Raw genomic sequence first — 24,274 nt, 5'->3', positions numbered from 1 at the left:
GGGCGATTGAGTTGTTCGCTGCAACCCCAAAAACACGAAAATTTAAATGTTGAATTGACCCTGATTTCCATATTTATCGCATAATTAAAGACGCTGGGGAATAAACCATTTATTCGAGATTCCCTTAATACTTTTTTATACAGGTGGCTCCATCCGGCATCATTTTGTGCAGTATTTCGCCTATGGATATAATCTATTATTGGAGTCTCCGGTTACCTGGATTCTTTGTTTTCCCATTCACAATTAAAAAAATGAGCATGGCACCGTCTGAACGGTTGATATATCCAGGTTTATTGCCTTTCATAATGGTGTGGACTTTTTACGGATCCATCATGATTGGTTGATGCAATTTTTTTGTCCTACAGTATAATCATATTCTTATGGTCTTTTATGTCGATGAGTTAGGCTTACATTATGGTAATGTCAATTCATCCCCAAATACGTTCTAAGTTCAAATTGAGAGAAAAAATATGGCAGAGCAAAACGCCTTTGATAGAAAGACAATTGAAATGAACACAATGACCGAAAGTGAAGGTCTGCTGGAACAATTTAATTTGCCGCCTGCTTTTATTAAATTTTTACGCAATAACAGTAAGATAATTTGGACCATTATTGCATGTGTGGCGGTCGTTGTGGTGGCTGCCTCTTTATACGATACCTACAGAGCCCATACATTAGACAAGGCAGCTTCAAGTCTTGATGCGGCGCTTCAAAATACAGAGAATGCAGAGCAAATGTTGAAAGACGTGGTGGAAGAGTTCAGTTCCACTCCTTCTGCAACCTGGGCGAAAATTGCGCTGGTAAAACTGTATCAGGAGCAAAAGCAATATGACAAGGCCGTTGCATTACTGGTTGAGATAGAGGCAGACTCCTCCCTTGATTCATTGGTAAAACCTTTGGTCACATATAAACTTGCAGCTCTTTATGAAGAACAGGGAGCCATGGAAAAAGCGCTTGGTGCTTATACTGTCCTTTCCGGAATGCAGGGATTTGAAGCGGACGCATATAAAGCCATGGGCAGAGTGCAAGAATCACTTGGTAATAAAGACCAGGCTGTGTCCATGTACCAGCAATATATTGAGCAGCAGAAAGTATCACAGCTAAATGGACAGGATGATCCGGCACGAAAGGTGATAGAGTCTCGTTTAAAAATGCTGCAAACAAACTGATAAAAAAAATCCCATTAGTACGGAAAGTGTACCTGCTTCTTGGTCGCCTGAAATATACGTTTTGATAAAAAAGCATTGAGAACGTGTCTATTTACAGGTGGATTTGAGGCAGCTTTAATGGTGAAAGAAATAAGGAGGGCATATGCCTGGCTTTGAAGTTTTTGGTGAGGAAGAAAAAAAACAGGTTCTGGATGTGTTAGACACCGGGGTTCTGTTTCGATATGAGTTCGATGCCCAGCGCAAGGGTACCTATAAGGTTCTGGAATTTGAAAAAGCTTTTACCACATATACCGGTGCGAAATACGCGCAGGCTGTGACGTCAGGGACCGCAGCTTTGAAGGTTGCCCTAACAGCTTTGGGCGTTGGAGCCGGTGATCATGTTATTACACAGGGATTTACCTTTGTGGCCACTTGGGAGGCGATCCTTGATATTGGCGCGGTACCCGTATTTACTGAAATTGACACTACCTTGAATATGGATCCGGTTGATCTGGAAAAGAAGATAACGGCAGATACCAAAGCGATTATAGTCGTACATATGCTTGGTGCTCAGGCCCGGATTGAGCAAATTAAAGCCATTGCCGATGCCCACAATATCCCGGTCATAGAAGATACTGCGCAGTCTGCGGGCGGCACTTTGCACGGCAAGCATCTTGGCACCTTTGGAGCCTGTGGGACATTCTCCTTTGACTCCGTCAAAACCATGACCACTGGCGAGGGGGGGATGTGTATCACCAACGACGAACAGACGTGGCGTTGCATGTCCGAGTACCATGATCATGGACACGATCATATTCCCAACCCTGGTGGAAGAGGTGGCGAAGGACGGTCCTTTGTTGGCTTTAATTTTCGTATGATGGAGTTGCAGGGAGCTATCGGCCTGGCACAGTTAGCAAAGCTTGATGATATGATTGCCGGCCAGAAAGCGAACAAGGCTCTTTTGAAAAATTGTGCCAAGGCTCTTTCAGGTGTGAGTTTTAGAGAAATACTTGACCACGAGGGCGATACAGCAACCTTTTTTGTCTTCATGCTAGAAAACGCTGAGCATGCTGCAGCTGTAAATGCCTGTTTAAGAGAAAATGGGGCTGGCGCAATCAATTGGGGGGAAAATTGTTGGCATTTTTATCCCCAATGGGAAAACCTGTTGGAGGGGAAAAGTCTGTGTAAGAACGGCTGGCCGTTTACGGCAGGTGGTAAACGTCGTTTTTATCATGATCCTCAGGCACTACCAGCCTCTGCCGAATTGATGGCGAGGACCCTTTGTTATCCCATTCCGGTGAAGATGGCGGAGGCTGATAAAGAGCGGCTGCTCAATGCACTGGAAAAGGCATCACACATATAACCACGTTGGATATCCACGTGTAAGATGGAGTAAAGGAGGGTGACTCAACACTTGCTGTTTAAGCAGGGGGTTGAGTCTTTTGTAAAAGAAGCCGGGATATAAACATCAAAGCGAACGGCTTTTCCTTTCAGTGTATATGTAGGTCGAATTTCACATAATGGAGCACTTTTCAAGGGACGTTTGACGACTATTTTTCTTGGCTTGATTGCCCAGACAGCTGCAAACAGCTCCCGGTCCTCGCCTTGATCGCCTTCGATATAGCGCAGAATTCGAAGGTTTTGTTTTACCTTTGCACTCTTATCACGCTCGGGAAACATTGGGTCAAGGTATACAACCTCTGGAGGCGGGCAAAGCTCTCCAATATGCTCCACCGTATTTTGTATGTGTAACGTGATTCGATTGCAGACGCGGGCTGTTTGTGGGGCAAGAGCAGCTCTTTTCAGCCCGTCTGCCAGCAATGCCCCAATAAAATGGTTTTGTTCAAAAACATCCACCTTGCATCCTGCTGCGGCGAGCAGAAAGGCATCCCTTCCCAGTCCTCCTGTCGCATCCACCACTGTAGCCGGTATCTTTTTTCTGATTTTTATCGCTTGTATCAATAATTCCTTGTGGGGATTTTTCACTCTGCGAAGGTTTCCGGGGGTTGTGAAATCGACCCGAAGAGAAGACGGTTTTTTATTGTTTTCTTCATGAGCTATTAATTCCAGATGATTGGGCGTTAGATTGAAAAAGACTTGATACCCTCGTGGGTCACTGATAAGTGGAATGTTGAGTAAGTCTGCCAACTGTTGTGCATGGCCGCTGATAACTGAGGGATCTGCAAAGAGGGCAAGGGGAAATTTGTAAGCCATTTCTAGATGGTGCTCAGGGCGAATGGAGTTGTTAATTGCCTTTTGATTATGCTCACTGTAACATAAAAACATATAATTATAAAAGAAAGAGGTCCAGGAGGGATAGGTTGCTTCATGAGTGAGAAAAATCCAAAAGTCATTGCTGTTATACCGGCACGTTATCGTTCAAACCGTTTTAAAGGGAAGCCGTTGGCACTTATTGACGGAAAACCAATGATTCAGCATGTTGTCGAACGTGCCGGAAAAGTACGACTCCTCAGCAGGGTTGTTGTGGCCACTGATGATCATCGTATTGCTGAAACTGTGGCCGGTTTTGGCGGGGAATACGTGCTGACAAGAGATGATCACGTAACCGGGACGGATAGGCTTGCAGAGGCCGTTGAACTGATGAATATAGATGAACAGGATGTTATTGTAAACATTCAAGGCGATCAACCTTTGTTTCCTGAAGAAATTATAGAACAGGTTGCAGCTCCTCTTCTTGAAGATCCGGCTCTTCCAATGTCGACGCTTATTTATAAGATCGTGAGGCCTGAAGAAATAGATGATCCCAACCATGTGAAGACAGTTTTTGATTGTCATCGTAATGCGCTTTATTTTTCGCGTTCTCCCATCCCTTTTCAAAGAAATCCAGAGGAAAAGGAACAGCCTACCTATTACAAGCACTTAGGAATTTATGCCTATCGTAAAGGTTTTCTTGTTACCTTTGTTGGGCTCCCTGAAGGTGAGTGGGAAAAATTTGAAAAGTTGGAACAACTTCGGGCATTGGAATTTGGATACACAATCAGGGTCATTTTAACTGAACACGACTCTGTAGAAGTGGATACCCCTGAGGATGTAAAAAGAGTTGAGCAATTGCTGAGGCAACCCTCGTAAATCGTGCAACGCGGACGGGATGAAACGCAATGGATATACATAAAGTGAGAGACAAAAATCAATCGGCTGTTACCTGTTCAGAGAAAAAGTAGGTTTTTATATCCTTCAATCGATAATTTGTATGAGCAAAGAAATACGTGATGCCTGAACCATGTGAAATAGCAAGGCAGCTGCAAAATCTTACCGGAACGAGCTTTGCTGCCCTGGATTTTTTACCGGGAGCTAATTTAGCGGAAAAAGTAACAGCGCTGATGCTGGAAAGAACTATTGCGCATCAAAATCCTGAATTGGCCGCCACCTACAACAGTTTTCAGGATTTAGTAACGTCTATTGATGTAAGCAACCTCAAGGTAGTGGCTTTGGGAGGGGGCACAGGATTATCCAATATTATCGGCGGTGATTCCAAGCAGCATTCGTGGAAGGAAACGCCTTTTACAGGCATGAAGGAAGTTTTTGCCAAGCTTCACTCGGTTGTTTGCGTCACCGATGACGGCGGGTCCACCGGTGAGCTACTGAAGGATCTACCCCTTATTGCCCTTGGCGACCTGCGGCATGTACTTCTTTCAGCGGTTCGAAACGATGCGCTGATCAAACGGTACCAGTTAGATGATAGAACCGCTCTTAAGGTCGCTCAAGCATTGCATGCAATTTTTAATTATCGATTTATTTCCCGCCCGCATTCTTCGACGGAACTTCTTACCGATACCGGGGCGGATCTTGGCATCCTTCCTGTAGCACTGCGAAACTTTTTTTATGATTTGAGCAAACAGCTCTTTAACGATGAGCGGCTTGCTCCCACACTCTATAGGCCTCAATGTTTGGGAAACCTGCTCCTTGCTGCGGCTATTTATAAAAAGCTGGACCCACAATTGACTGCCGGCGACCTTATAGCCTCTCACCAAGTAGTACGTACTGCTACCATTCGTGGGCTCGCACAAATAGAACATTTTATCGGCACCCGAAAAAACAGTGTTTTTCCCTGTACGACTACCTCGTCGCAATTACAGATTCTCTATGACAATGGGGTGTTGGTGACCAGTGAATATAAGTCAGGCCACGCCCAGCGAGGCTATCCCGTGGACAGGGTTTTGATGGAATTCAGCAGAAATCCTTATTTTCAGCCGGAGGTTGAACAGCTCATAGCCTCCGCCGATATCATCGTTTTTGCACCAGGTAGTTTGTACACTTCTATTATCCCCATTTTGCAGGTTCCGGGTCTAGCTGATGCTATTCGGCACAACCACTCTGCGTTAAAATTACTTGTGGCAAATATTTGGGTGCAGAAAGGAGAGACTGATACGGCACGTGATTCGCCTGATAGAAAATTCTATGTTTCAGATCTTATCCGTGCATATCACCGAAATATACCCGGCGGGGTCAAAGGATTGTTCACCTCCGTTTTAGGGCTAAATATGCGAGAGGTTCCCGGTTCTACTCTACAGCGCTACGCCCTTGAGGATAAAGAACCCATTTATTTTGATCGACACGGGGTCGAAGCCTTGGGTTTTAGAACGGTTGCCGCCCGTATTTATTCTGATACGCAATTACAGAACCGGGGTGTAATTCAACATGATCCAGCCGCCCTGGCAGGTGCAATTAAAACCCTGTGGGCCTTAAAAACTTCAGAATTTCTGGATGGTGCTCCAGTGTCATCGGCCTTGCCGACAGCTGACTTTTTCTGTCCTGGCAAGTATCCTGTAAAGCAAATTCCCTGTCACCGGTACGAAAAGATTCAAGCGTTAATGCATTTTTTAAGCACCGAGACCCTTACCAGCCATTCCTCTTTGCCTCAAAAAATGGAAGAAGCGCAGAGGCGTCGGCTACTAGATCGTTTGGTGGAACTTACTTGGTTACATCCGGATATATTATTTGATCATCTTAAGTATTTTAGGGGCATAACATTGATTGCTGAAGACTGCTGGAAAAGAAGTCAGCAGTGGGACAATGTATTTTCTTTTTATGACCCGGTTGACCGGAAAATAAAAATTCGCCAGGACCAAACCGAAAACCTGAATAGTTTTGAGGTGGTTTTCCTTATTGCCCTGGGGCAGTCTCTTTTAGGTAATTATGCGCAGACAAAAGAGATGGTGACTGTCTCCCATGATAGCCATACAGTAGGGAAGATGTATAAACTGCAGCTTCGTGAACGTGATCAGCTGAAAAGTTACTTATCGTTTGAGCAGATTTCTACCTATCTCGAGTTTTGCAAAATGCAACCTGCACAGCATTCTGAAAGCATATTTACCCGGATGCTTAATTTTGACGAAGGATTTACCCCACCAGGTCTTTTTTTTGGGCTCTTTTATGCCTGGTACCTTGATAATCGTTTTGCGCCGCATATAGAATATAAGATGTCAATCATGAAAAATGATATATCCGATCTTATTCCAGAACAGATTCGTACCCATTTTTGCCGTGAAACGACCATTACTTTTTTTAGAGAACAGGTTTTCAGACATACGCTTCCATTTTCTACTCATCAACAGAAAAAGGGAAAACTATGATTTTTTGGATCTGTTTCAGTTTTGCCCTGAGTATATACCTGATTTTTACACTCATTTATTATGTAGTGAAAATAAGACCTAATACTATGAAAAAGGAAAATAAATCAGTCAAGGATGGAGTGAATGTTATCGACGAGAGCGGCGATAATGAGCGAAAACATGAACTCGATTACTTCTTGGCTGATTGGCGATTTCCGTTTAATGCGATTGTTGATCCGGTGTTGATCCTTGATGAACATCTAAGAGTGGTAAAGGCTAACAAGGCTGCAATTGAACTCCTTTCCGTAGACGGGACGGATATCCGAGGGAAGTATTGTTATAAACTTTTTGCAGATACACATGAGCCCTGCAAGTTTTGCCCGATTCCTGTAGTAAAAAAGGAAAGACAGTCTATTAATCAAGAGGTGAAGCATTCCTATTTAGGCAGGGTTTATTCCGTAACGTGTACACCTATACTTAACCAACTAGAGATAATCGGCTATATTTATTCGATAAAGGATATAAGTCATCAGCGCCAGTTGGAAAAGCAATTGGTTCAAGCGCATAAGATGGATGCAATAGCTACATTGGCCGGCGGTATAGCACACGATTTTAATAATATCCTGGGCGCTATTCTTGGTAATGCCGATCTTTTACTCTACAGGCTGCCGCAAGAAGGCACTACTGCTAATTTGGATGCTTCGCCTGGACAAATTACCATTGGAGAAATTGTTGAGCATGTTGATTCCATTAAACGGGCCGGCAACAGAGCGAAGGAGCTTGTCACTCAGATACTTGCTTTCAGTCGCCAATCAGCAGTTAAGAGAAAAAATTTTGATATTACCCCATTAATTAAAGAATCCTGTAAATTGCTGCGCTCTTCACTGCCTTCCACCATTGAATTAAAGGTTTCGGTTGCAAGTAATATTGGTCCTATTATGGCTGATCCCGGCCAGGTGCAACAGGTGTTAATGAACCTCGGCAATAATGCTGCCCAGTCCCTGGAAAATAATGTGGGGACAATTGAGATTAGTCTTCGGGAGATTGAGGCCGGCAGGGCAGAGCAGAATCGTTACCCGAATCTGGAACCCGGACGATATGTGGTTCTGACGGTAAAGGATAATGGAAAGGGTATTTCGGAAAATGATTTGCAGCGTATCTTTGATCCTTTTTTTACCACCCGTTCTGTGGGAGATGGGACTGGAATGGGATTGGCCGTGCTCCATGGGATAATTTTGGCTCATGATGGTATTATTGATGTTAAATCTACACTGGGAAAAGGAACTGCGTTCACGGTTTTTTTCCCTCGTTCCATCCAAGAGAGCGCCCTTGAAGAGCAGGTGACGGCAAATATGCCGAGTGGTTCAGAGACGATTCTTTTTGTCGACGATGAGCAAGAGATTGTCACCATGCGGACACGGATGCTCGAATATTTGGGGTACACAGTCTTGTCGGCAACCAAACCGGAAACGGCTTTAGAGTATTTTGCTGAAGGAAAGAATAAAATTGATCTTTTGATCACTGACCATACCATGCCGAGGATGACAGGTCTGCAGCTTGCAAAAGCTGCCTTGGAATACGATAAAGAGTTACCGATAATTCTGTGTTCCGGCTATAGTGATCCGATTACCCCTGAAGAAGCTCAGGATGCAGGTATACGGCGTTTTCTTGCGAAGCCACTGGACATGCGTCTTTTGGCCATCGCTATTCGAGAAATATTACCTAGCAAGCCAAAGGAAGAAGTATGAGAGTATTAGTTATAGACGATGATCAGCAGATGCGGAAATTGCTGCGCCAGGTCATGGAGTGGGCCGGGTATGAGGTGATGGAGGCTGAAGATGGTCGGGCCGGCATGAAGATGCAGCAACAAATACAGGCAGACCTCGTTATAACTGATTTAATCATGCCGGAACAGGAAGGTTTGGAAACCATCACTGCATTGAAAAATCTATATCCTTCCGTCCGTATTATAGCCATCTCCGGTGGGGGCCGTATTGGGCCGGAGGCCTATCTCCCAGCAGCTAAAGAGCTTGGAGCCGACAGAGTATTCTCCAAGCCGTTTGATGTAAAAGAGTTGGCGCAGACCGTAAAGGAGTTGCTTGAAAATGGATAATCAGCCATATGCCCTAGTGGTAGATAACAGTCCGGTAATACGAAGAATAGTCAGTTCTGTGCTGGAAAAAGAAGGCTGGTTGGTGCAGACCGCTGAAAATGGTCTTGAAGCCTTGGATTTTATCGCTTCACGTCGTCCTGATATTATTTTTACAGATCTGATTATGCCCAAGATCGATGGCGAAAAACTTTCCTATATCATCCGTAGTACCCCGGAGTTGAAGCATATTTTTCTGGTTATTCTCTCCGGTGTGGCCATGGAAGACGATGATCATACTGCTAAGCTGGGAGCTGACGTTTGTATTGCCAAAGGGCCTGCGGCAACAATGCGGGACCATATTCTCGTGGCTCTGGGGAAATTTGAGTCAGGAATTCGTAACGAAGGAAATATAGAGGGGATGGAAAACCTCTACCCAAGAGAGGTGACCAGAGAGCTGCTGGTCAGTAAACGACATAGGGACGTTATCTTGGCAAACATGACCGAAGGCGTGGTTGAACTTAACCATGAGGGCCGGATCGTGATGGCAAACGGTGCAGCCATAAAACTTTTCGGGATTGATGAGGCAAAGTTGCTCAGCCATCGTGTCTATACGATGTTTCCTCTAGAAGAACAGCAAATTGTAAAAAAATGGATTGCCTCGCTGGTGCCTTCTAGAGATTTGGCTCCATTGGTTTTTGACTATGACAAACCTGTAGAGTTGCAAGGGCAACTTGTTATTATAAATTTTGTGCCTGTAGCAGAAGATGATACGGTTTTTATCATAGTTATTCTCAAGGATATCACACCTCATAAGCTCCTGGAAAAGAAACAGAGAAAACTGGAAAAGGAATTACATCGAATTCAGAAAATTGATGCAATGTCAGTAATGGCTAGTGGTATTGCCCATGATTTCAACAACTTGCTAACTGTGATAAACGGCAATGTCGAAATGTCTCGATTTTTGAATAAGGAGAAGCAGGTTGATGGGTTGTTAAAAGAAGCCGGCAAGGCATTGCAGTTAACGGTTCAGCTTATCCGCAAATTCACTACGTTTTCAGATAATTACTTACCGCAAACAAAAAAGGTGAATTTAAGCGAATTGGTGACAGAGACCCTTGAGCATGAACTTGCCGATACTCATATTTTTTTAGAAATAGATGACAAGAGTAGGGATGCATCGATAAAACTGGACGCTGCTCTTATTCATCAGGTGTTGACCAATCTGACCAGCAATGCGGTTGACGCAATGAATGGGCAGGGTACCATTCAGGTGGCCATAGAGTTGGTAGATGGTGAAATCGAAGCAGGGCAGACCGGACAACCTCTGCCTGCCTGCGAACTGGTCCGGATTACTTTTAAAGACAATGGGCCCGGCATTGCTCCGGAAATTTTGGATCATGTGTTCGATCCCTATTTTTCAACCAAAAAAAAAGGCTCCCAGAAGGGCATGGGGCTTGGTCTGACTATTGTTCATTCCACTGTTAAGAAACATCGAGGCATGGTCTGGGTCGAATCGCAACCAGGGCTGGGGTGTACGGTTCATATGTATCTGCCAATAACCGAAGCGCCAGTTACCAGCGAGGCAATATTTGCAGAACACCTTGCCAGGCAGCCTCGGGTTCTAGTCATGGACGATGATGAGATGATGCGAATCATCAATCAAAAAATGTTTCAACACTACAATTGCAATGTTAGTTTGGCTTCAAGTGGTGAAGAGGCGCTGCTCCTTTTTCGCAAAGCTGAAAAAGAAGAAGCTGGATTTGATCTGACCCTGCTTGACTTAAGGGTCAATGAAGGAATGGGGGGCGTGGAGGCATCTGAAAAAATTTTTGAGAGCAACCCTGAAGCAAAGATTATTTTAATCAGTGGAGATGCCGGTAATGAAGTCATTCTCAACTATAAAGAATATGGGTTTGTTGCAGCCCTCACCAAACCCTTTTCCATTGATACAGTGGAGTCTGTTGTCCAGCATTTTCTGCGCCAGGAGAACAGCTGAGGAGTCTGCTTGCTGCAGGTGAATGGCTGTCTTTTTCTAACGATTTTAATTCATAGATAGTATGTATCTTGCGCAAAAAGCAACTCCCCATGGAGTTTACCACGTTTTACGACAATCATTTTGGGATGGCAGTGTCTACAGGTCTCGGGATGTGATTGAATTGGGGCGTAACCCGGAAAAGTTCATTGTTTATTCAGGGGATGTTCATTACCAACTCGCAAGCATCATTTACGACGCATTGGAAGAAAAGGGCGTGGAGGTCGATGAAGATGAACTGGAGGACCTTTTTTTTCCATTTCTTGATCCCTACGTAAGGTATAAATTAGAACCGTTTCGCAACCGCCATAAATACAGAAAGTGGCAATCCATGGGCGAAGATGAGCGATTACGGGTGATTGCCGAAACGCATTTCCTGGATAAACGAAGGATTCATTTTCTTCGTTTTGGTCACTGCACTACGGAAATTGTAGATAAATCGCCTCCACTCTACAAAGTTCTGCTCAATAAGTCCCGGGATGAGATTGAGCAGCTGATCATGAAGCGTGAAATGGATCTGCAGCCCCGAGAATTTAAAAATTATTTGTTTTCCATCTTTGATCTGCAGCGTTTTTTTATTGCTCGGTATGCTCGTACAATTCCCAGTACCCTTGATCAGGAACAAGTGGATGAATATTTCCTCAGGGAATATTGCCGTTTGGATCAGGACCTCCGGTTTTGGGCGGGGTATAACAGAAAGGGTCGCACCCCCAAATATTTGCTGCGCTACCTGTTTATGTATTTTGATATGGCACATGATGGGGATCTCTCATGGAATGCCATGGGGCAGCGGTTTCGAAGGGCACGAAGGGCTTATCGTCCACCTGTCTCCGCGGAAAAAATGACTGTATCTCAAGCTGTAGCTGTTTTTGGGGTGAGCCATGAACAGATAGCAGCAATGACGAAAAAACAATTGACCAGTCTTTATCGAAAGAAGGCCCATTCCATGCATCCGGACAAAGGCGGTGATCATGATCAGTTTGTCCGTTTAACAGCGGCTTATAATGAGCTGCTGCATTCTCGTCCATGAGCCTTTTCTTCTCCAACAAAAACACCGATCTGCAGTCGGTGTTACACATTATTTTTCCTCTCTTTCAAAAGTATAAAATACGCCTTTTCACAGGATTTTTTGCTCTGGTCTGTGTGGACCTTATCCAGCTGGTCATACCAAAATTTATTAAGCACGGTGTTGATTCTCTAGCTCAAAAAAGTGCTACATCAACCTCTTTATTGTGGTTAGGGATTATAATTATCAGTGCGGCGGCATGTGTCGTTCTTCTCAGGTTTTGGTGGCGACTCCTTATCATTGGTTTTTCACGAATTCTTGAAAAAGATATTAGAGACAGGCTGTTTTCCCATATTGTAAAGATGGATCAGCCCTTTTTTGAACGTTGGAAAACCGGTGACTTGATGGCCCATGCAAGTAATGATTTGAATGCTATTCAAATGGCTTGCGGCATGGGACTGGTGGCTGCTGTTGATGCACTGGTGCTGACCAGTGTGGGCATTGGGTTTATGGTTTCAATCAGTCCCAGGCTTACCCTGTTTGCGCTCATGCCTATGCCGCTTTTGGCTATTTGTACAAGAATCTTATCGGCAAGATTGCACACCCGTTTTAATTTGGTGCAGGAGCAATTTGCTCTTATTACCGAATTTGCCCGTACCACGCTTTCCTCCATCCAGCTCATCCAGGCTTACACTCTAGAAAAGATGCAAAAGCAAGGGTTTGCTCGGCTTGGAAAAAAATATGTAAAAAGCAACCTTAATGTTGCCGTCATCCAGGGGGCGCTGTTTCCTGCATCGACCTTGATCGGCAATATCGGGATGCTGCTTGTTTTGTATAACGGCGGAATTCTGGTTATGACAGAGGTTATCACCATTGGTGAATTCGTGGCCTTTATAACCTATATGTATATGTTGATATGGCCTATGATGGCTGTCGGCTGGGTGGCAAATATTATCCAAAGGGGCATGACTTCTTTAAGAAGAATTTACCGTCTGCTCAATGAGCAACCAATAGTAATTGGCGGAACAGGAACTTTTCCGGCTAATCAAATTTCTCTGCATTTTTCCTGTCGTCATCTCAGCTTTTGCTATCCTGAAACGCAACGAAAGATTCTCACAGACATTTCTTTGGAGATTGAGCCGGGTCATTTGGCTATCACCGGCAGGACAGGATCGGGCAAATCCACTTTATGTAAATTACTGCTTCGCATGTACCCGGTTGAACGAGGATGTCTTTTGTGTAACCAAATTGACGTCAATGATCTGGCAGTTAACGAAATACGAAAATACATTGCCTATTTGCCCCAGGAAACAACCCTTTTTTCAGAAACTATTGCCCATAATATTGCTTTTGGAAAACCAGGGGCGAGCCGGCTTGAAATAGAGGAAGCAGCTCGCGCTGCGGCCATTCACGAGGAGATTTTGCAGTTACCGGAAGGGTATGCCACCCTTATCGGCGAAAGGGGGGTGAGGCTTTCCGGCGGTCAGCGGCAACGTTTGGCCCTTGCCAGAGCGCTTGTTTGTAAGCGCTCCCTGCTTATAATCGATGATGGTTTAAATGCAATAGATGTTGAGACCGAACAACAGGTCCTGCAAAATCTGGTTTCTTCAAAAAACTATCAGTCAATAATTATAGTTTCGCATCGGATTAATGTTCTGCAACTGGCTGACAATATAATTATTCTCGACCAGGGAGAAGTGGCCGCTCAAGGTAATCACAGCCAATTACAAGAGCATCCTTTTTATAGAGCAATGGTGGAAAAACAACAGACAGATGCGTAACTACGGCTATTCAGAAGAGGGACACCAGGGTAACATCAAAGATGTGCACCTCTGGCGTCGCATTCTCACCTACTGCCGGCAACATGCGAAGGCCTTGTGGAGTGCTATAGCCCTGTCATTGCTTATTACCGTAGCGAGCCTTATGCTGCCCAAGTTGATGCAGGTTGCCATTGACAATTTTATTGCGCCGCAAACCAGCCTGGATCTGTCGCAACGCCTTGAAGGGTTGCGTAACATTATCATCGGCTACGGGATACTTGTCGGGATCGTTTTTTGTGGAGGATTCACCCAGGTAGTACTGCTTGAATGGGCGGGGCAGTCGATAATGGATCATGTGCGGCAAAAACTCTTTGCTCACATTCTTACCCTGGACATGTATTTTTTTCATGAACAGAGGGTGGGGCAGTTGGTGACCAGGTTAACCAATGATGTTCAAAATATGCATGAAATGTTCACCTCGGTGATGGTCACTCTGTTTAATGATGTCCTCAAGCTGTTTGGTATTTTTTGTCTTCTTTACTACATGAACGGCAGGCTCGCCCTGCTTATGACTGTCTTTATCCCTTTGGCATTTTGGTTAACGTTCTATTTTTCCCGCATAGCCCGAGAAAAGTTTCGTAAAATACGTACTCAAGTCGCCGTGTTGAATGGGTTTCTTGCGGAATCGCTCACCGCGATAAATATTATACAGGTTTTTAACCGTCAACAAACAAGCCGGCAAAAATATTTCGAGCATACCAGTGAATATTTGAAAAAAAATATTGAACAGGTTCGCTTGTTCGCCAAATTTATGCCGCTGACAGACTTTATGAACTCGACTGCAGTGGCTTTAATTCTCTGGTATGGTGGTGGTGAAATCATCCGTAGCCAGTTGAGCCTTGGTGAGCTCGTTGCTTTTCTTTCTTATATGCGACTTTTTTTTCAACCATTGCGTGAACTATCCCAAAAATATTCAATTGTTCAGTCAGCAATGGCCTCAGCCGAACGGATTTTTCAATTACTTGATACCTCTCCACGTTTGAAGGACATAGATTGGAGCGCTCAGGGCGCGCAGCATCCCATTGACGGTGATATTCAATTTGATGGGATATGGTTTGGATATAATCAAGAAGTACCGGTCCTTAAAGGAATTGATCTGAATATCAAGTCCGGAGAATCTGTTGCCTTGGTTGGGGCCACCGGATCAGGAAAATCAACCATGATTCACTTACTGGCAAGGTTTTACGACCCGGATCAGGGCACAATCAGGATCCAGGAAACCGATGTGCGAGATTTTCCGCTAAAGGAACTGCGGAACCATATCGGCATTATCATGCAGGATATCTTTATTTTTCCGGATACGGTCCTTGCTAATATCATCCTTGATCAGCCTCTTGATCAGGATAAATTACGGGCTATTCTAAACCAGACCGGGCTCCAGTCATTTATTGATAAGCTACCTAAAGGTTTAGAGACGGTTATCGGTGAGGATGTGAAGGATTTATCAGTAGGGGAGAAACAACTGCTTTCTTTTGTGCGTGCCTTGTATCGTGATCCGACTATCCTTGTTTTGGACGAGGCAACGTCCTCTATCGATGTTGAATCGGAAAAGATGCTCGAACATGCCGTTGCGGCGTCGTTCAGAGGTCGAACCTCTTTCATTATAGCTCATCGTCTTTCTACAATAAGAAAAGTTGATCGTATTATCGTTATTGACAACGGCATTATTGTTGAGCAGGGCACCCACGACCAATTGATGGCTAGTGACTCGGTCTATAGAAAATTTGTCAATTTTGATTTACAAAAACAGCCGTTCCCGTCCTAGCCCGGAATTCTCATCGGTTCAATGGTGACCTACTTATTTCACCTGCTTTTCATCCTTATGCTGGAGCACAAAACGAACCATTTGACTAGGGGTTAGTTTTATCGAGGAAGGGCCGGACCTGATATAAAACTCTTCGTTTTTACCAATTTTTAAAAATACGGGGGAGGTGGCTGGGAGGACCTCTATCATCATTACCTGCTTTTGCTCTATATTCAACAATGAAAAAGCAGTATACGATGCAAACTCGGCACCAATGTGATGGTTAATAAGATTCTTTATATGGAGGAGAACTTTATCATCATTTTCAAAAATATCTGCTTTTAAGCCGAGCAGCTCCCCGCTATCATCTACTCCTAACAACAGGGTTCCCCCCTGGCTATTAAGAAAGGCGGTTACAGCCTTGAGCCAGGCAAATTCAATTTCCTTCCCTTGCTTCCCTGTCTTCAGATTGGTTCGGATTGTTGATTTGAACTCAACGGTTGCGCCTTCGCCGGCAGCGAGGTATTGACGAAGTCGATCTTCTTCGGTTGGGGGAACTTCCTCAAATCGAAACAATCCAGTTTTCCATATAATGAAAAATAAGAGCAAGGCAGCCGTAAAGGCAATGCCGATATCAAAGAAGTCTATGGTGAAAAGTGAAGTCTCAAAAGAGCCTAACAAGGCCTCATCATTTGAGATTACCCCTATCCATAAAAAAGGCTGTTCTGGAAAAAGAGGCTGAAAAGAAGCTATCCATTGATTGTTGTTTTCCTGCAGTTCCATTGGGCGAGAGACCGGCGTACCATCTTGTTTCCAACTTTCTATGATTTTTGGTAAAGCCGTTACTGCCCCTGCAAGATGATCGTTCTCAATGGTAGAAGTACCGGCGACAGACTGCTCGGTGATAAAGTAGTTGTTTTGGGTATTGACCAGGAAAAGTACTGATGCCTTTTTCTTGTTGATGGTCTTTAAGAGAAGCTCTATTTCATCGAGGTATATGTCTATGGCAAATACATGTTGTTTCGCTTTTTTTTCTTCGTGTGTCCAGGAAACAGAAGCGGTGATACCTTTTTTTTTGGACTGGTAAAAGGTATAGATATTTGAAAGAAAGATTTCAGACTCGGATGGGTCTTGGCGAAACCAAGGACGGCTGCGCGGGTCATAGGTAGTCGTCTCATGCCATTTTCGAATCGATTTATCCGGTGCAGACCATTCTGCAAACTCCATTTCAGCCTTGTCCTGACGAAGTTTTGTCAACCGGGTGATGAGATGTGGGGTTTGGTTGATGAGCAAATATTCATCACCCTGGTCGTTGGCGAAAATGATACCGTTTAAATGATCCTGGTGATCCACAAGGGGCATAAATTTTTTGTTGAGATCTATAGCGTCATCTGTGTCAAGTACGCCGTTCTTTCCCCAGTCCCTGACAATATTTAGTTTGTTGGTTACGCCGGAAAAAAAAGATCTGATTTCTGCAAGCTCTGATTCACCCGTTGTCTGGATAAGGCCGTTTTTAATGGTTTGTTTAACCTTGTAGTATTGGAAGATGTTGATTCCAATGAATATTATAAGGAAACCTGCAATAGGAACTATAAATGGCAGAGCTTTACGTATATTCTTCATTCTTTATTGACCGGAACAGAAGGTGTTTGGATTCAATGAATGCGGTGACGAATTTGATGCATTTGTAAGTGGCTACCGATTATAAAGATTTTTGTAGAAAGGCACCCAATGTTCAATCATTTTTTTCAAAGAGCCGTTTTGTTGACAAGTAGCAAGGAAGTTGTTTGCTGTCTGGAGTAACCGGGTATCTTCCTTTCTTACTGCCCAGGCTATTTGTTCGCGGGTCATTGGCTGTAAAATTGGAACCAGGCCCTTTTCCGCGTAAATCGAACCATAGTAGAGATTACCGGGTAGGTCATACACAAAGGCATCAATATCATGGTCGAGAAGTGACTGGACTGCTTTTCGGGATGAAATAAACTGGTGACGTTTTCCTTTGGCTTTATTTTTTTCTATCAAGAGGTCGCCGGTGGTTCCCTTGACAGTACCTACTTTTACCGTCTGATTAAGAAGTGATGCAAGGCCATTACTGAATTTGTTTGCTTGACTGCGGTGAACAAGTGAGATTTGTCCGGTCGCCATATACGGTTTACAGAAGTCGATCCGATACTGGCGTGCACGAGTCATGGTCATTGCCGACATAATGATGTCTGTTTTTCCTGTGAGCAGGCTTGGGATCTGATCCTGCCATTTAAGCGGAATGAATTTGAGCTGTTTCCCGGAGAAATCAGCAAGCCCTCTGGCTAATTCAGCTTCAAGTCCGACTATTTCGCCTTTACTGCGGAAGGCCATGGGAGGAGAGTTGGTAGATATGCCGACTTTTAAAATCCGAGTGGAAGGTTTTGCTGAAGATTCGCTGTCTGTTGCTAACTGGCTGCAGCCCGAAAGCAGCAAGAAACACGTAACGAACACTGAAAAAACGGCGCTGTTGTTCATAAGATTCTGTTTACCTTGTTTTACCTTTGATGACTCTGCCTCTGGAAATGAAAGAAATACCCTGCTGCATTTTGGTACCAATCATAATGGATTCAATTATTGGTTCTGTTATGCCGGTTTCTGCATTCCAGGTAACCAGGAATTTGGCTCCAGACCCACCTTTTGATTCAGATTCTTCAACTATATACCTGGTGGAGCCAAGCGGACCGATAGTAAGTGGTTCGGGGAGATAGTTGCTCAGTAATTTGCCGGTTGAGTCGTAATAATCAACACTGAGCAAGGTGAGCTTATGGTCAGGGTCTGTATTGCGTATGGACAGGGTGGCGGTGAGGAGAAAAGGTTTGTTTTTAAATCGCTCATCAGCATAAATATGAGAATAGAGCGGAACATATACCGTCTGCTCCAACCAGAGATCAAGGTTGTTTGCAGAAGCGGTACTGTTTGATGAAAAGAGGAGCAAGGTGCTGAGTATGCTCGCAACAAGGGAGGCCATGTTTTTCATTGAACGTTTTCCTGAAGTGTAGATTTGTTGATTGCTCGGAGTGTATCAGCTATCTCCAGACTTAGTTGACTGAGAGATTCGGATGCACATTGCACATAACTGTCATAGTCCTCTTTTGTGTTTGCGAGTGTTGTTGAGAAATCAGCACGGTTGAGATTTTTTTAACCCCGGGGCGTTTATCGTCCAGTTTGCGTGGAGGGTGAATTGTTCGTTTAATGATGAAAAATGCTGGATTTCGACCTCAACCCAATAACAATTGTATAACCATTCAGCGAAAATCTGAAAACAGTCAATCTACCCCAAGCTAAGCTGTTTAGCGGTACTAAAAATGTTCAACAGTATACCGAATAGCTATACATCGGTGCAATGGGTGAGCAGATAGTGGCGATTTGGAGTGTTGCTCAATAGTTACGAAAAAACTACTTAATCGATGGATGAAATGCAACCTTTTCCAGGTGTTGTGTCTCCTGCGCGCCCGTGCCGTTGTGCGAAGGCCAAGAATGATGATGAGAGAACTGCTTGCAGCAAGTAACAATAATGGCAGGAGCACTGAAAACGTCTATTGCATAGCTGAGCGCCAATTCTAAAACAATGAACAGGGCGCAGGAAAAAGTGGAGATTGTCATCATCCGGATAAAATATTACGGGCAAAGTTTTCTGCGATAGCAGCAGCAAGTGTCAACAAGGCTATAACCATGACAATGAAGGGTGTGCGCGCTGCGCCAATGACAAAATCCACATCAGGCAACACCGGCAGCTGGTTGTATCGAGAGGAGAGATTGCGGATTTCAACGGCCGGGACTGCTTGTTGGTCACTCATGATTCAGGTCAACGAGATCCTGTTTGGCAGGCTGGTGCAGGAAGCAGCTCCCTGGCAAGATGCACGTGAAGTAGCAGTCTGTTTTGGTTGTAATTAGTCGGGTTTCTTAATAAAAGAAAAGTGAGGCAGATTGTCGAGTTTTGACGGACGCGTCAAGGGGGGGGGTATTTTTGGTCTGTGTTTGGCTGCAAAAAACCCGCAGGCTGACAAAAAAAAATTCAGCCTGCGAGAAGGAGTTAATCGGCGGGATAGAAATATTCTTTTTCTGCACCGCATTTTGGGCAGACCCAATCATCAGGTAGATCCGCAAAGGCAGTGCCTCCAGGGATACCGCTATCGGCATCTCCTTCCTCTGGATCATAAATATAGCCACATGGACATTCCATTTTTTCCATTTTTTATCTCCTGTAATTTACGGGTACTCTGTGAAAAGCAATTTGTATTTTACTTCCCAGAGAAAAAAAGATACTTTTTTTAAATCGGCTTTTCAAGAAAAAGACGTTGTTATCTTTATCGACATACTAAAAAATGAATAACAATCGCTAATGTTACAATGTTGAGGTTGACATGTAGGAAGGTTTATGTTTTATTTGTAAATTCTGCAAAAAATTTTTATTTGACGTTATCGAGGAGAAGTCGCATGTATGCAATAGTTCGAACCGGTGGAAAACAGTATCAGGTGGAAGCCGGCGATACACTCCGCGTTGAGAAGCTTGAAGGTGAGATTGGTGATACCGTAGAAATCGCGGACGTGCTGCTGGTGGCTGATGGAGAAGCCGTCACCGTAGGACAACCAGTCGTTGATGGTGCGAAGGTCGTTGCTAAAATAGCAGAACAAGGCCGGCACAAAAAAGTCATCGTTTTCAAAAAGAAACGGCGCAAAGGCTACAGCGTAAAGAAAGGCTTTCGTCAACCTTTTACAGCGCTGACCATTGAAGAAATCTCAGCATAATTGTTGATCTAATTCGGAGTATATCTCATGGCACATAAGAAAGCAGGCGGTAGTTCAAGGAACGGTCGTGACAGTGCTGGTCAGCGGCGTGGTGTAAAGCGCTTTGGTGGTCAGGTAGTACGTGCAGGCAGTATTCTGGTTCGCCAGCTCGGCACCAGGATTCATCCTGGTGAAAATGTGGGATGTGGTCGAGACTACACACTCTTTGCCAAGATTGATGGTACTGTTAAGTACGAAACTTTTGGTAAAGATAGAAAGCGCGTTTCAGTGTATCCTGATTGATGCACTCAGCGTCCCTTTGATTAGGGTTATATAGAGCAGCACCACGTTGCATACCGAATCTAAAAGACTCGGCATCAATATAGATATTGGTGCCGGGTCTTTTTTTTTAATTTTATAGATAGTGATCTATGGGTTTTGTTGACGAATCAAAATTTTGGGTAAAAGCGGGTGACGGAGGTAACGGCTGTGTCAGTTTCCGACGTGAAAAATTTGTACCCAAAGGCGGTCCAAATGGTGGTGACGGCGGTAAAGGCGGCAATGTTATTTTGGTTGCCGATAGCCAGCTACGTTCATTGATCGATTTCAAATACCGGTCTCATTTTAAAGCTGAGCGTGGAGTTAATGGTCAGGGGAGTGACCGTCATGGCAAGGGTGGCAAAGACTGTGTGATTAGAGTACCCCTTGGCTCAATCATCAAAGATGGTGAAACCGGTGTCGTTCTCGCCGACCTCACCGTTGCTGAACAGACATTTGTAGCTGCTAAAGGCGGTAAAGGCGGCCTTGGCAATTCACGGTTTGCTTCCTCAACCAACAGGGCACCGCGTAAAGCCACTCCCGGTCAGGAAGGAGAAGAACGTTGGCTGCGAATTGAGTTGAAACTTCTGGCAGATGTTGGACTTATCGGATTGCCCAATGCCGGGAAATCCACCTTGCTGTCCAAGGTGTCAGCTGCAAATCCAAAAATTGCATCCTATCCTTTTACCACCCTTGATCCACAGTTGGGTGTACTGCACTTTCCTTTTACTGAATCATGTATTATTGCTGATATACCAGGCTTGATAGAGGGAGCCCACCAGGGGGTAGGCTTGGGACACCAATTTCTACGTCACATTGAGAGAACCTCCATCCTCTTGCACGTTATTGATATCTCAGTCGATGCAGAACAGATGCTTGCTGATTACTCTACCATTAGAGACGAATTGAGTGCCTATAACGAGGAATTGCTTTCCAGGAAGCAAATTGTTGTGGCAAACAAAGTTGATCTTTTGACTGCTGAGGAACGAATCGCTAAAATTGATCTTCTGGCTCAACAAAATGAGACAGTGTTGTCACTGTCTGCCGAGACTGGAGAAGGGATAGAAGAACTGAAAAGTATGCTTGGGGACCTGCTGGAAAATCAACGTGCAGGTGTTGGTGATGACATTCCAGGTTAGTAGAGAAGAAGGGCTTTTTCTCAGACAGACCCTTTTTGACCAGGCCAAAAGGGTTGTGATTAAAGTCGGCAGTGCTGTCCTCACGAACAGGCATGGTGTTGATCCGGAGATTATTGCAGCGATTGCCCGCCAGATTTCTTTTCTCCAGTCCACCGGCAGGGAGGTTATTCTGGTTAGTTCAGGTGCTGTTGCGGCCGGCAGACAGAAATTGGATATTGCCAAAAAGGTGCATGAAGAATTAAGGATTAAACAGGCCCTTGCTGCGACCGGACAAGGGCTGCTTATGCAGGCATATGAGCAGGCTTTTGCCGAATATCAGCAACAGGTCGCTCAAGTTCTGCTTACTCATGAAGACCTTTCCCATCGCAGTCGGTATTTAAATGTCCGGAACACTATTCTGACTTTGTTTGAGTTCGGGGTTGTGCCGATTATCAATGAAAATGATACAGTTTCCGGCGAGGAACTGCGTTTCAGCGATAATGATACTCTCGGCGCCCTGATTACCAACATGATCGGTGCAGACATGTTTATTATTCTCACCGACGTTGACTGCCTCTATACTGCCAATCCCAGTGATGATAGCAGTGCCATGCCGGTATATACGGTTGCCCATATCGACCCTGATGTTGAGCGAATGGCAGGCCACTCTAAAAGTTTGCTCGGTACCGGGGGCATGCTTGCCAAGATAAATGCCGCCAAGATGGTTGCTGCATGCGGGGGGAGCTCTTTTATTGGGCCGGGGAAAAATATTAACATTCTCCAAGAATTGTTCAGCGGAGAAATGATAGGTACTTTTTTTCTGCCCGCTGAAGAGAGAATCACAAGCAGAAAGCATTGGATTGCCTATGTGCTGCGTCCAGAAGGTACCCTCGTCATTGATCCGGGGGCCTGCAACGCGCTGATGAACAGAGGGCGGAGCTTACTCCCTTCCGGTGTTATAACTGTTATCGGCAATTTCGATATTGGAGCTCCTGTTCAGTGTCAGGACGAAAATGGTGAAATTATAGCTTCCGGATTGAGTAATTACTCATCTTCTGATATTGAACGAATTAAAGGACTGAAAACCTCACATATTCAGCAAGTACTGGGATATAAAGATAACGATGAAATCATTCATCGCGACAACCTGGTACTGAAGCAGCCGTCATAGATCGTAGAGTGATCGAAAAGTGTCTACTTGATATATACCTGTTCTCTATTCCTTTTTTTTTGGTTTTTCAGATAGGAACAGTGCTCTGTAGTGTAGTCCGGACACGCAAATTAACTTATTGTAATTCTGCGAGTATAAAATATTGCTAAATCAAGATTACCGTTACACGGTTTTTAGCTTTATGATTGTTTAACATCAGGCAAACGAAGCCACTTGAAAAGGAGGAAAAATGGAGAGTGTACAGCTTGAAACAGCAATTGTAGAAATTGCACGAAAAGCGCGCGCAGCCTCAAGGAATATGGCATCTTTGCCGACTTCTACCAAAAATACGATATTACTTGATACTGCATCTGCTCTGCAGGCGAGTCAGGATGCAATTATTGCCGAAAATCAAAAGGATCTTGAAGCCGCCAAAGACAAAGGATTGTCCGGTGCAATGCTCGACAGGTTGGCCATTACCGAAAAGGTTATTGCTGATATGGTACAGGGAATTCATGAAATCGCTGCCCTTGAAGATCCTGTTGGTGAAATCCAAGAGATGCGTAAACGCCCCAGTGGTATAAGTGTTGGCCGAATGCGCGTTCCGCTTGGGGTAATATGCATGATTTATGAATCCCGTCCCAATGTTACCATCGATTCTGCTGCTTTATGCCTCAAGGCGGGCAATGTTGTCGTGCTGCGTGGTGGCTCTGAGGCCATTCACTCCAACCTGGCTCTTGCTGGGATCATGCAGGATGTGCTGCAAAAAGCCGGTGTTGATCAGGCTGCCGTACAAGTGTTGCCGTATACTGATCGTACTTGCGTCGATGTGTTACTCCAGCAGGAAGAATACATCGATCTTGTGATCCCCCGTGGCGGGGAAGGCTTGATCCGGGCGGTTACCCAAAAGTCCATGATTCCCGTCTTAAAGCACTATAAAGGGGTTTGTCATGTCTTTATAGACCGCGATGCAGAAGAGGACATGGCCGTATCGATTGTTGTTAACGGCAAAACCCATCGTCCTGGAGTCTGTAATGCGCTTGAAGGCATGCTGATTCACGAAGCATGCGCTACTGAAATGCTCCCTGTTTTGGCTACTGCTTTAAAGGATAAAGGGGTACAGCTTCTTGGCTGTCCCAAAAGCTGCGCCATAAGTGATATTGTCGAGCCAGCAGCAGAAGAGGATTGGGGAAAAGAATTTCTCGACCTTATTTTGGTGGTAAAAATCGTCTCCGATATGGATGAGGCCATGGATTATATCGCAGAACACGGCTCTCTGCATACCGAGACCATCATTACCAATTCCTACCAGCGAAGTCAGCGATTTTTACGAGAGGTCGATGCTTCTGCCGTCATGGTTAATGCCTCTACCAGGTTTAATGACGGTGGGCAATTTGGGCTTGGTGCGGAAATAGGGATTTCAACAACCAAGCTTCACGCATATGGACCCATGGGACTCAAGGAACTAACCACCCAAAAATTTATTGTTTTTGGCCAAGGTGAAATCCGTAGCTGATTACA

21 protein-coding genes are annotated in these 24,274 nt (G+C 44.6%); 15 read left to right on the top strand and 6 right to left on the bottom strand.

Features of this window, described 5'->3' with window-relative positions:
- Positions 1-470 precede the first annotated feature (470 nt).
- Both JWH17_RS13615 and JWH17_RS13610 read left to right on the top strand, forming a co-directional pair.
- Positions 471-1,169: a YfgM family protein gene (locus tag JWH17_RS13615; RefSeq protein WP_205223174.1), complete on the top strand. Its 699-nt coding sequence runs from the start codon at positions 471-473 to the stop codon at positions 1,167-1,169.
- Positions 1,170-1,311: 142 nt separating this feature from the next.
- A complete protein-coding gene (locus JWH17_RS13610) occupies positions 1,312-2,511 on the top strand; it encodes a DegT/DnrJ/EryC1/StrS family aminotransferase (protein WP_205223173.1) in 1,200 nt (399 codons plus the stop codon).
- A gap of 44 nt (positions 2,512-2,555) precedes the next feature.
- Here the strand turns inward: JWH17_RS13610 and JWH17_RS13605 are convergent, their stop codons facing one another.
- Positions 2,556-3,362 (bottom strand): class I SAM-dependent methyltransferase, encoded by an 807-nt coding sequence (locus tag JWH17_RS13605; RefSeq protein ID WP_205223172.1) that lies wholly within the window; start codon positions 3,360-3,362, stop codon positions 2,556-2,558.
- Positions 3,363-3,476: 114 nt separating this feature from the next.
- Between JWH17_RS13605 and kdsB the strand changes: the two genes are divergently transcribed.
- The 8 genes from kdsB to JWH17_RS13565 all read left to right on the top strand — a co-directional run bounded on the left by kdsB (position 3,477) and on the right by JWH17_RS13565 (position 15,436).
- Positions 3,477-4,238, top strand: a complete 762-nt coding sequence (gene kdsB / locus JWH17_RS13600; protein WP_205223171.1) for a 3-deoxy-manno-octulosonate cytidylyltransferase — start codon at positions 3,477-3,479, stop codon at positions 4,236-4,238.
- Positions 4,239-4,378: 140 nt separating this feature from the next.
- Positions 4,379-6,742 (top strand): gluconeogenesis factor YvcK family protein, encoded by a 2,364-nt coding sequence (locus JWH17_RS13595; protein ID WP_205223170.1) that lies wholly within the window; start codon positions 4,379-4,381, stop codon positions 6,740-6,742.
- Positions 6,743-6,828: 86 nt separating this feature from the next.
- Complete coding sequence (locus JWH17_RS13590; protein ID WP_205223169.1) at positions 6,829-8,469, top strand: hybrid sensor histidine kinase/response regulator; 1,641 nt, start codon at positions 6,829-6,831, stop codon at positions 8,467-8,469.
- Complete coding sequence (locus JWH17_RS13585) at positions 8,466-8,834, top strand: response regulator (RefSeq protein ID WP_205223168.1); 369 nt, start codon at positions 8,466-8,468, stop codon at positions 8,832-8,834. The genes JWH17_RS13590 and JWH17_RS13585 overlap by 4 nt, the downstream gene beginning before the upstream one ends.
- The gene (locus JWH17_RS13580; protein ID WP_205223167.1) at positions 8,827-10,809 is read left to right on the top strand and encodes an ATP-binding response regulator; all 1,983 of its coding nucleotides are present in this window, start codon (positions 8,827-8,829) and stop codon (positions 10,807-10,809) included. Before JWH17_RS13585 ends, JWH17_RS13580 begins: the two co-directional genes overlap by 8 nt.
- 61 nt (positions 10,810-10,870) lie before the next feature.
- Positions 10,871-11,875 carry a hypothetical protein gene (locus JWH17_RS13575; protein WP_205223166.1) on the top strand — a complete coding sequence of 335 codons (1,005 nt, stop codon included), beginning with the start codon at positions 10,871-10,873 and terminating at the stop codon, positions 11,873-11,875.
- Positions 11,872-13,632: an ABC transporter ATP-binding protein gene (locus JWH17_RS13570; RefSeq protein ID WP_205223165.1), complete on the top strand. Its 1,761-nt coding sequence runs from the start codon at positions 11,872-11,874 to the stop codon at positions 13,630-13,632. Before JWH17_RS13575 ends, JWH17_RS13570 begins: the two co-directional genes overlap by 4 nt.
- Positions 13,625-15,436 carry an ABC transporter ATP-binding protein gene (locus JWH17_RS13565; protein ID WP_205223164.1) on the top strand — a complete coding sequence of 604 codons (1,812 nt, stop codon included), beginning with the start codon at positions 13,625-13,627 and terminating at the stop codon, positions 15,434-15,436. The genes JWH17_RS13570 and JWH17_RS13565 overlap by 8 nt, the downstream gene beginning before the upstream one ends.
- A 33-nt stretch (positions 15,437-15,469) precedes the next feature.
- Here JWH17_RS13565 and JWH17_RS13560 read toward each other — a convergent pair whose 3' ends face one another.
- From JWH17_RS13560 to JWH17_RS13540, 5 genes are all read right to left on the bottom strand, one after another.
- A complete protein-coding gene (locus JWH17_RS13560) occupies positions 15,470-17,038 on the bottom strand; it encodes an RNA-binding domain-containing protein (protein ID WP_205223163.1) in 1,569 nt (522 codons plus the stop codon).
- A gap of 72 nt (positions 17,039-17,110) precedes the next feature.
- On the bottom strand, positions 17,111-17,914 hold the full coding sequence (locus JWH17_RS13555) for a transporter substrate-binding domain-containing protein (RefSeq protein WP_205223162.1): 804 nt from the start codon (positions 17,912-17,914) through the stop codon (positions 17,111-17,113).
- Between the two features lie 10 nt (positions 17,915-17,924).
- The gene (locus JWH17_RS13550; RefSeq protein WP_232371085.1) at positions 17,925-18,416 is read right to left on the bottom strand and encodes a DUF3124 domain-containing protein; all 492 of its coding nucleotides are present in this window, start codon (positions 18,414-18,416) and stop codon (positions 17,925-17,927) included.
- A gap of 625 nt (positions 18,417-19,041) precedes the next feature.
- A complete protein-coding gene (locus tag JWH17_RS13545) occupies positions 19,042-19,236 on the bottom strand; it encodes a hypothetical protein (protein ID WP_205223161.1) in 195 nt (64 codons plus the stop codon).
- 236 nt (positions 19,237-19,472) lie between these two features.
- The gene (locus JWH17_RS13540) at positions 19,473-19,631 is read right to left on the bottom strand and encodes a rubredoxin (protein ID WP_205223160.1); all 159 of its coding nucleotides are present in this window, start codon (positions 19,629-19,631) and stop codon (positions 19,473-19,475) included.
- A gap of 245 nt (positions 19,632-19,876) precedes the next feature.
- Here JWH17_RS13540 and rplU point away from each other — a divergent pair, with 245 nt between their 5' ends.
- The 5 genes from rplU to JWH17_RS13515 all read left to right on the top strand — a co-directional run bounded on the left by rplU (position 19,877) and on the right by JWH17_RS13515 (position 24,269).
- The gene (gene rplU, locus JWH17_RS13535; RefSeq protein ID WP_205223159.1) at positions 19,877-20,188 is read left to right on the top strand and encodes a 50S ribosomal protein L21; all 312 of its coding nucleotides are present in this window, start codon (positions 19,877-19,879) and stop codon (positions 20,186-20,188) included.
- Positions 20,189-20,215: 27 nt separating this feature from the next.
- Complete coding sequence (rpmA, locus tag JWH17_RS13530) at positions 20,216-20,470, top strand: 50S ribosomal protein L27 (RefSeq protein ID WP_205223158.1); 255 nt, start codon at positions 20,216-20,218, stop codon at positions 20,468-20,470.
- A 128-nt stretch (positions 20,471-20,598) separates the two neighbouring features.
- A complete protein-coding gene (gene obgE / locus JWH17_RS13525; protein WP_205223157.1) occupies positions 20,599-21,624 on the top strand; it encodes a GTPase ObgE in 1,026 nt (341 codons plus the stop codon).
- The gene (gene proB, locus JWH17_RS13520; protein WP_205223156.1) at positions 21,608-22,774 is read left to right on the top strand and encodes a glutamate 5-kinase; all 1,167 of its coding nucleotides are present in this window, start codon (positions 21,608-21,610) and stop codon (positions 22,772-22,774) included. The genes obgE and proB overlap by 17 nt, the downstream gene beginning before the upstream one ends.
- Before the next feature lie 229 nt (positions 22,775-23,003).
- Positions 23,004-24,269, top strand: a complete 1,266-nt coding sequence (locus tag JWH17_RS13515) for a glutamate-5-semialdehyde dehydrogenase (RefSeq protein ID WP_205223155.1) — start codon at positions 23,004-23,006, stop codon at positions 24,267-24,269.
- Positions 24,270-24,274 lie beyond the last annotated feature (5 nt).

The sequence above is a fragment of the Desulfogranum marinum genome, assembly GCF_016918565.1.
Taxonomy (GTDB): domain Bacteria; phylum Desulfobacterota; class Desulfobulbia; order Desulfobulbales; family Desulfobulbaceae; genus Desulfogranum; species Desulfogranum marinum.
This window is presented reverse-complemented; position numbering and strand designations above follow the sequence as displayed.

Excerpts from the sequence above, each read along its gene's own strand:
- JWH17_RS13540 (WP_205223160.1), bottom strand. The coding sequence starts at position 19,631 with ATGGAAAAAATGGAATGTCCATGTGGCTATATTTATGATCCAGAGGAA.
- JWH17_RS13575 (WP_205223166.1), top strand. The coding sequence starts at position 10,871 with ATGTATCTTGCGCAAAAAGCAACTCCCCATGGAGTTTACCACGTTTTA.
- rpmA (WP_205223158.1), top strand. The coding sequence starts at position 20,216 with ATGGCACATAAGAAAGCAGGCGGTAGTTCAAGGAACGGTCGTGACAGT.
- JWH17_RS13605 (WP_205223172.1), bottom strand. The coding sequence starts at position 3,362 with ATGGCTTACAAATTTCCCCTTGCCCTCTTTGCAGATCCCTCAGTTATC.
- JWH17_RS13565 (WP_205223164.1), top strand. The coding sequence starts at position 13,625 with ATGCGTAACTACGGCTATTCAGAAGAGGGACACCAGGGTAACATCAAA.
- JWH17_RS13595 (WP_205223170.1), top strand. The coding sequence starts at position 4,379 with ATGCCTGAACCATGTGAAATAGCAAGGCAGCTGCAAAATCTTACCGGA.
- proB (WP_205223156.1), top strand. The coding sequence starts at position 21,608 with ATGACATTCCAGGTTAGTAGAGAAGAAGGGCTTTTTCTCAGACAGACC.
- JWH17_RS13560 (WP_205223163.1), bottom strand. The coding sequence starts at position 17,038 with ATGAAGAATATACGTAAAGCTCTGCCATTTATAGTTCCTATTGCAGGT.
- JWH17_RS13515 (WP_205223155.1), top strand. The coding sequence starts at position 23,004 with ATGGAGAGTGTACAGCTTGAAACAGCAATTGTAGAAATTGCACGAAAA.
- JWH17_RS13550 (WP_232371085.1), bottom strand. The coding sequence starts at position 18,416 with ATGAAAAACATGGCCTCCCTTGTTGCGAGCATACTCAGCACCTTGCTC.
- JWH17_RS13610 (WP_205223173.1), top strand. The coding sequence starts at position 1,312 with ATGCCTGGCTTTGAAGTTTTTGGTGAGGAAGAAAAAAAACAGGTTCTG.
- obgE (WP_205223157.1), top strand. The coding sequence starts at position 20,599 with ATGGGTTTTGTTGACGAATCAAAATTTTGGGTAAAAGCGGGTGACGGA.
- JWH17_RS13545 (WP_205223161.1), bottom strand. The coding sequence starts at position 19,236 with ATGAGTGACCAACAAGCAGTCCCGGCCGTTGAAATCCGCAATCTCTCC.
- JWH17_RS13590 (WP_205223169.1), top strand. The coding sequence starts at position 6,829 with ATGAAAAAGGAAAATAAATCAGTCAAGGATGGAGTGAATGTTATCGAC.
- JWH17_RS13555 (WP_205223162.1), bottom strand. The coding sequence starts at position 17,914 with ATGAACAACAGCGCCGTTTTTTCAGTGTTCGTTACGTGTTTCTTGCTG.
- JWH17_RS13585 (WP_205223168.1), top strand. The coding sequence starts at position 8,466 with ATGAGAGTATTAGTTATAGACGATGATCAGCAGATGCGGAAATTGCTG.
- JWH17_RS13580 (WP_205223167.1), top strand. The coding sequence starts at position 8,827 with ATGGATAATCAGCCATATGCCCTAGTGGTAGATAACAGTCCGGTAATA.
- kdsB (WP_205223171.1), top strand. The coding sequence starts at position 3,477 with ATGAGTGAGAAAAATCCAAAAGTCATTGCTGTTATACCGGCACGTTAT.
- rplU (WP_205223159.1), top strand. The coding sequence starts at position 19,877 with ATGTATGCAATAGTTCGAACCGGTGGAAAACAGTATCAGGTGGAAGCC.
- JWH17_RS13615 (WP_205223174.1), top strand. The coding sequence starts at position 471 with ATGGCAGAGCAAAACGCCTTTGATAGAAAGACAATTGAAATGAACACA.
- JWH17_RS13570 (WP_205223165.1), top strand. The coding sequence starts at position 11,872 with ATGAGCCTTTTCTTCTCCAACAAAAACACCGATCTGCAGTCGGTGTTA.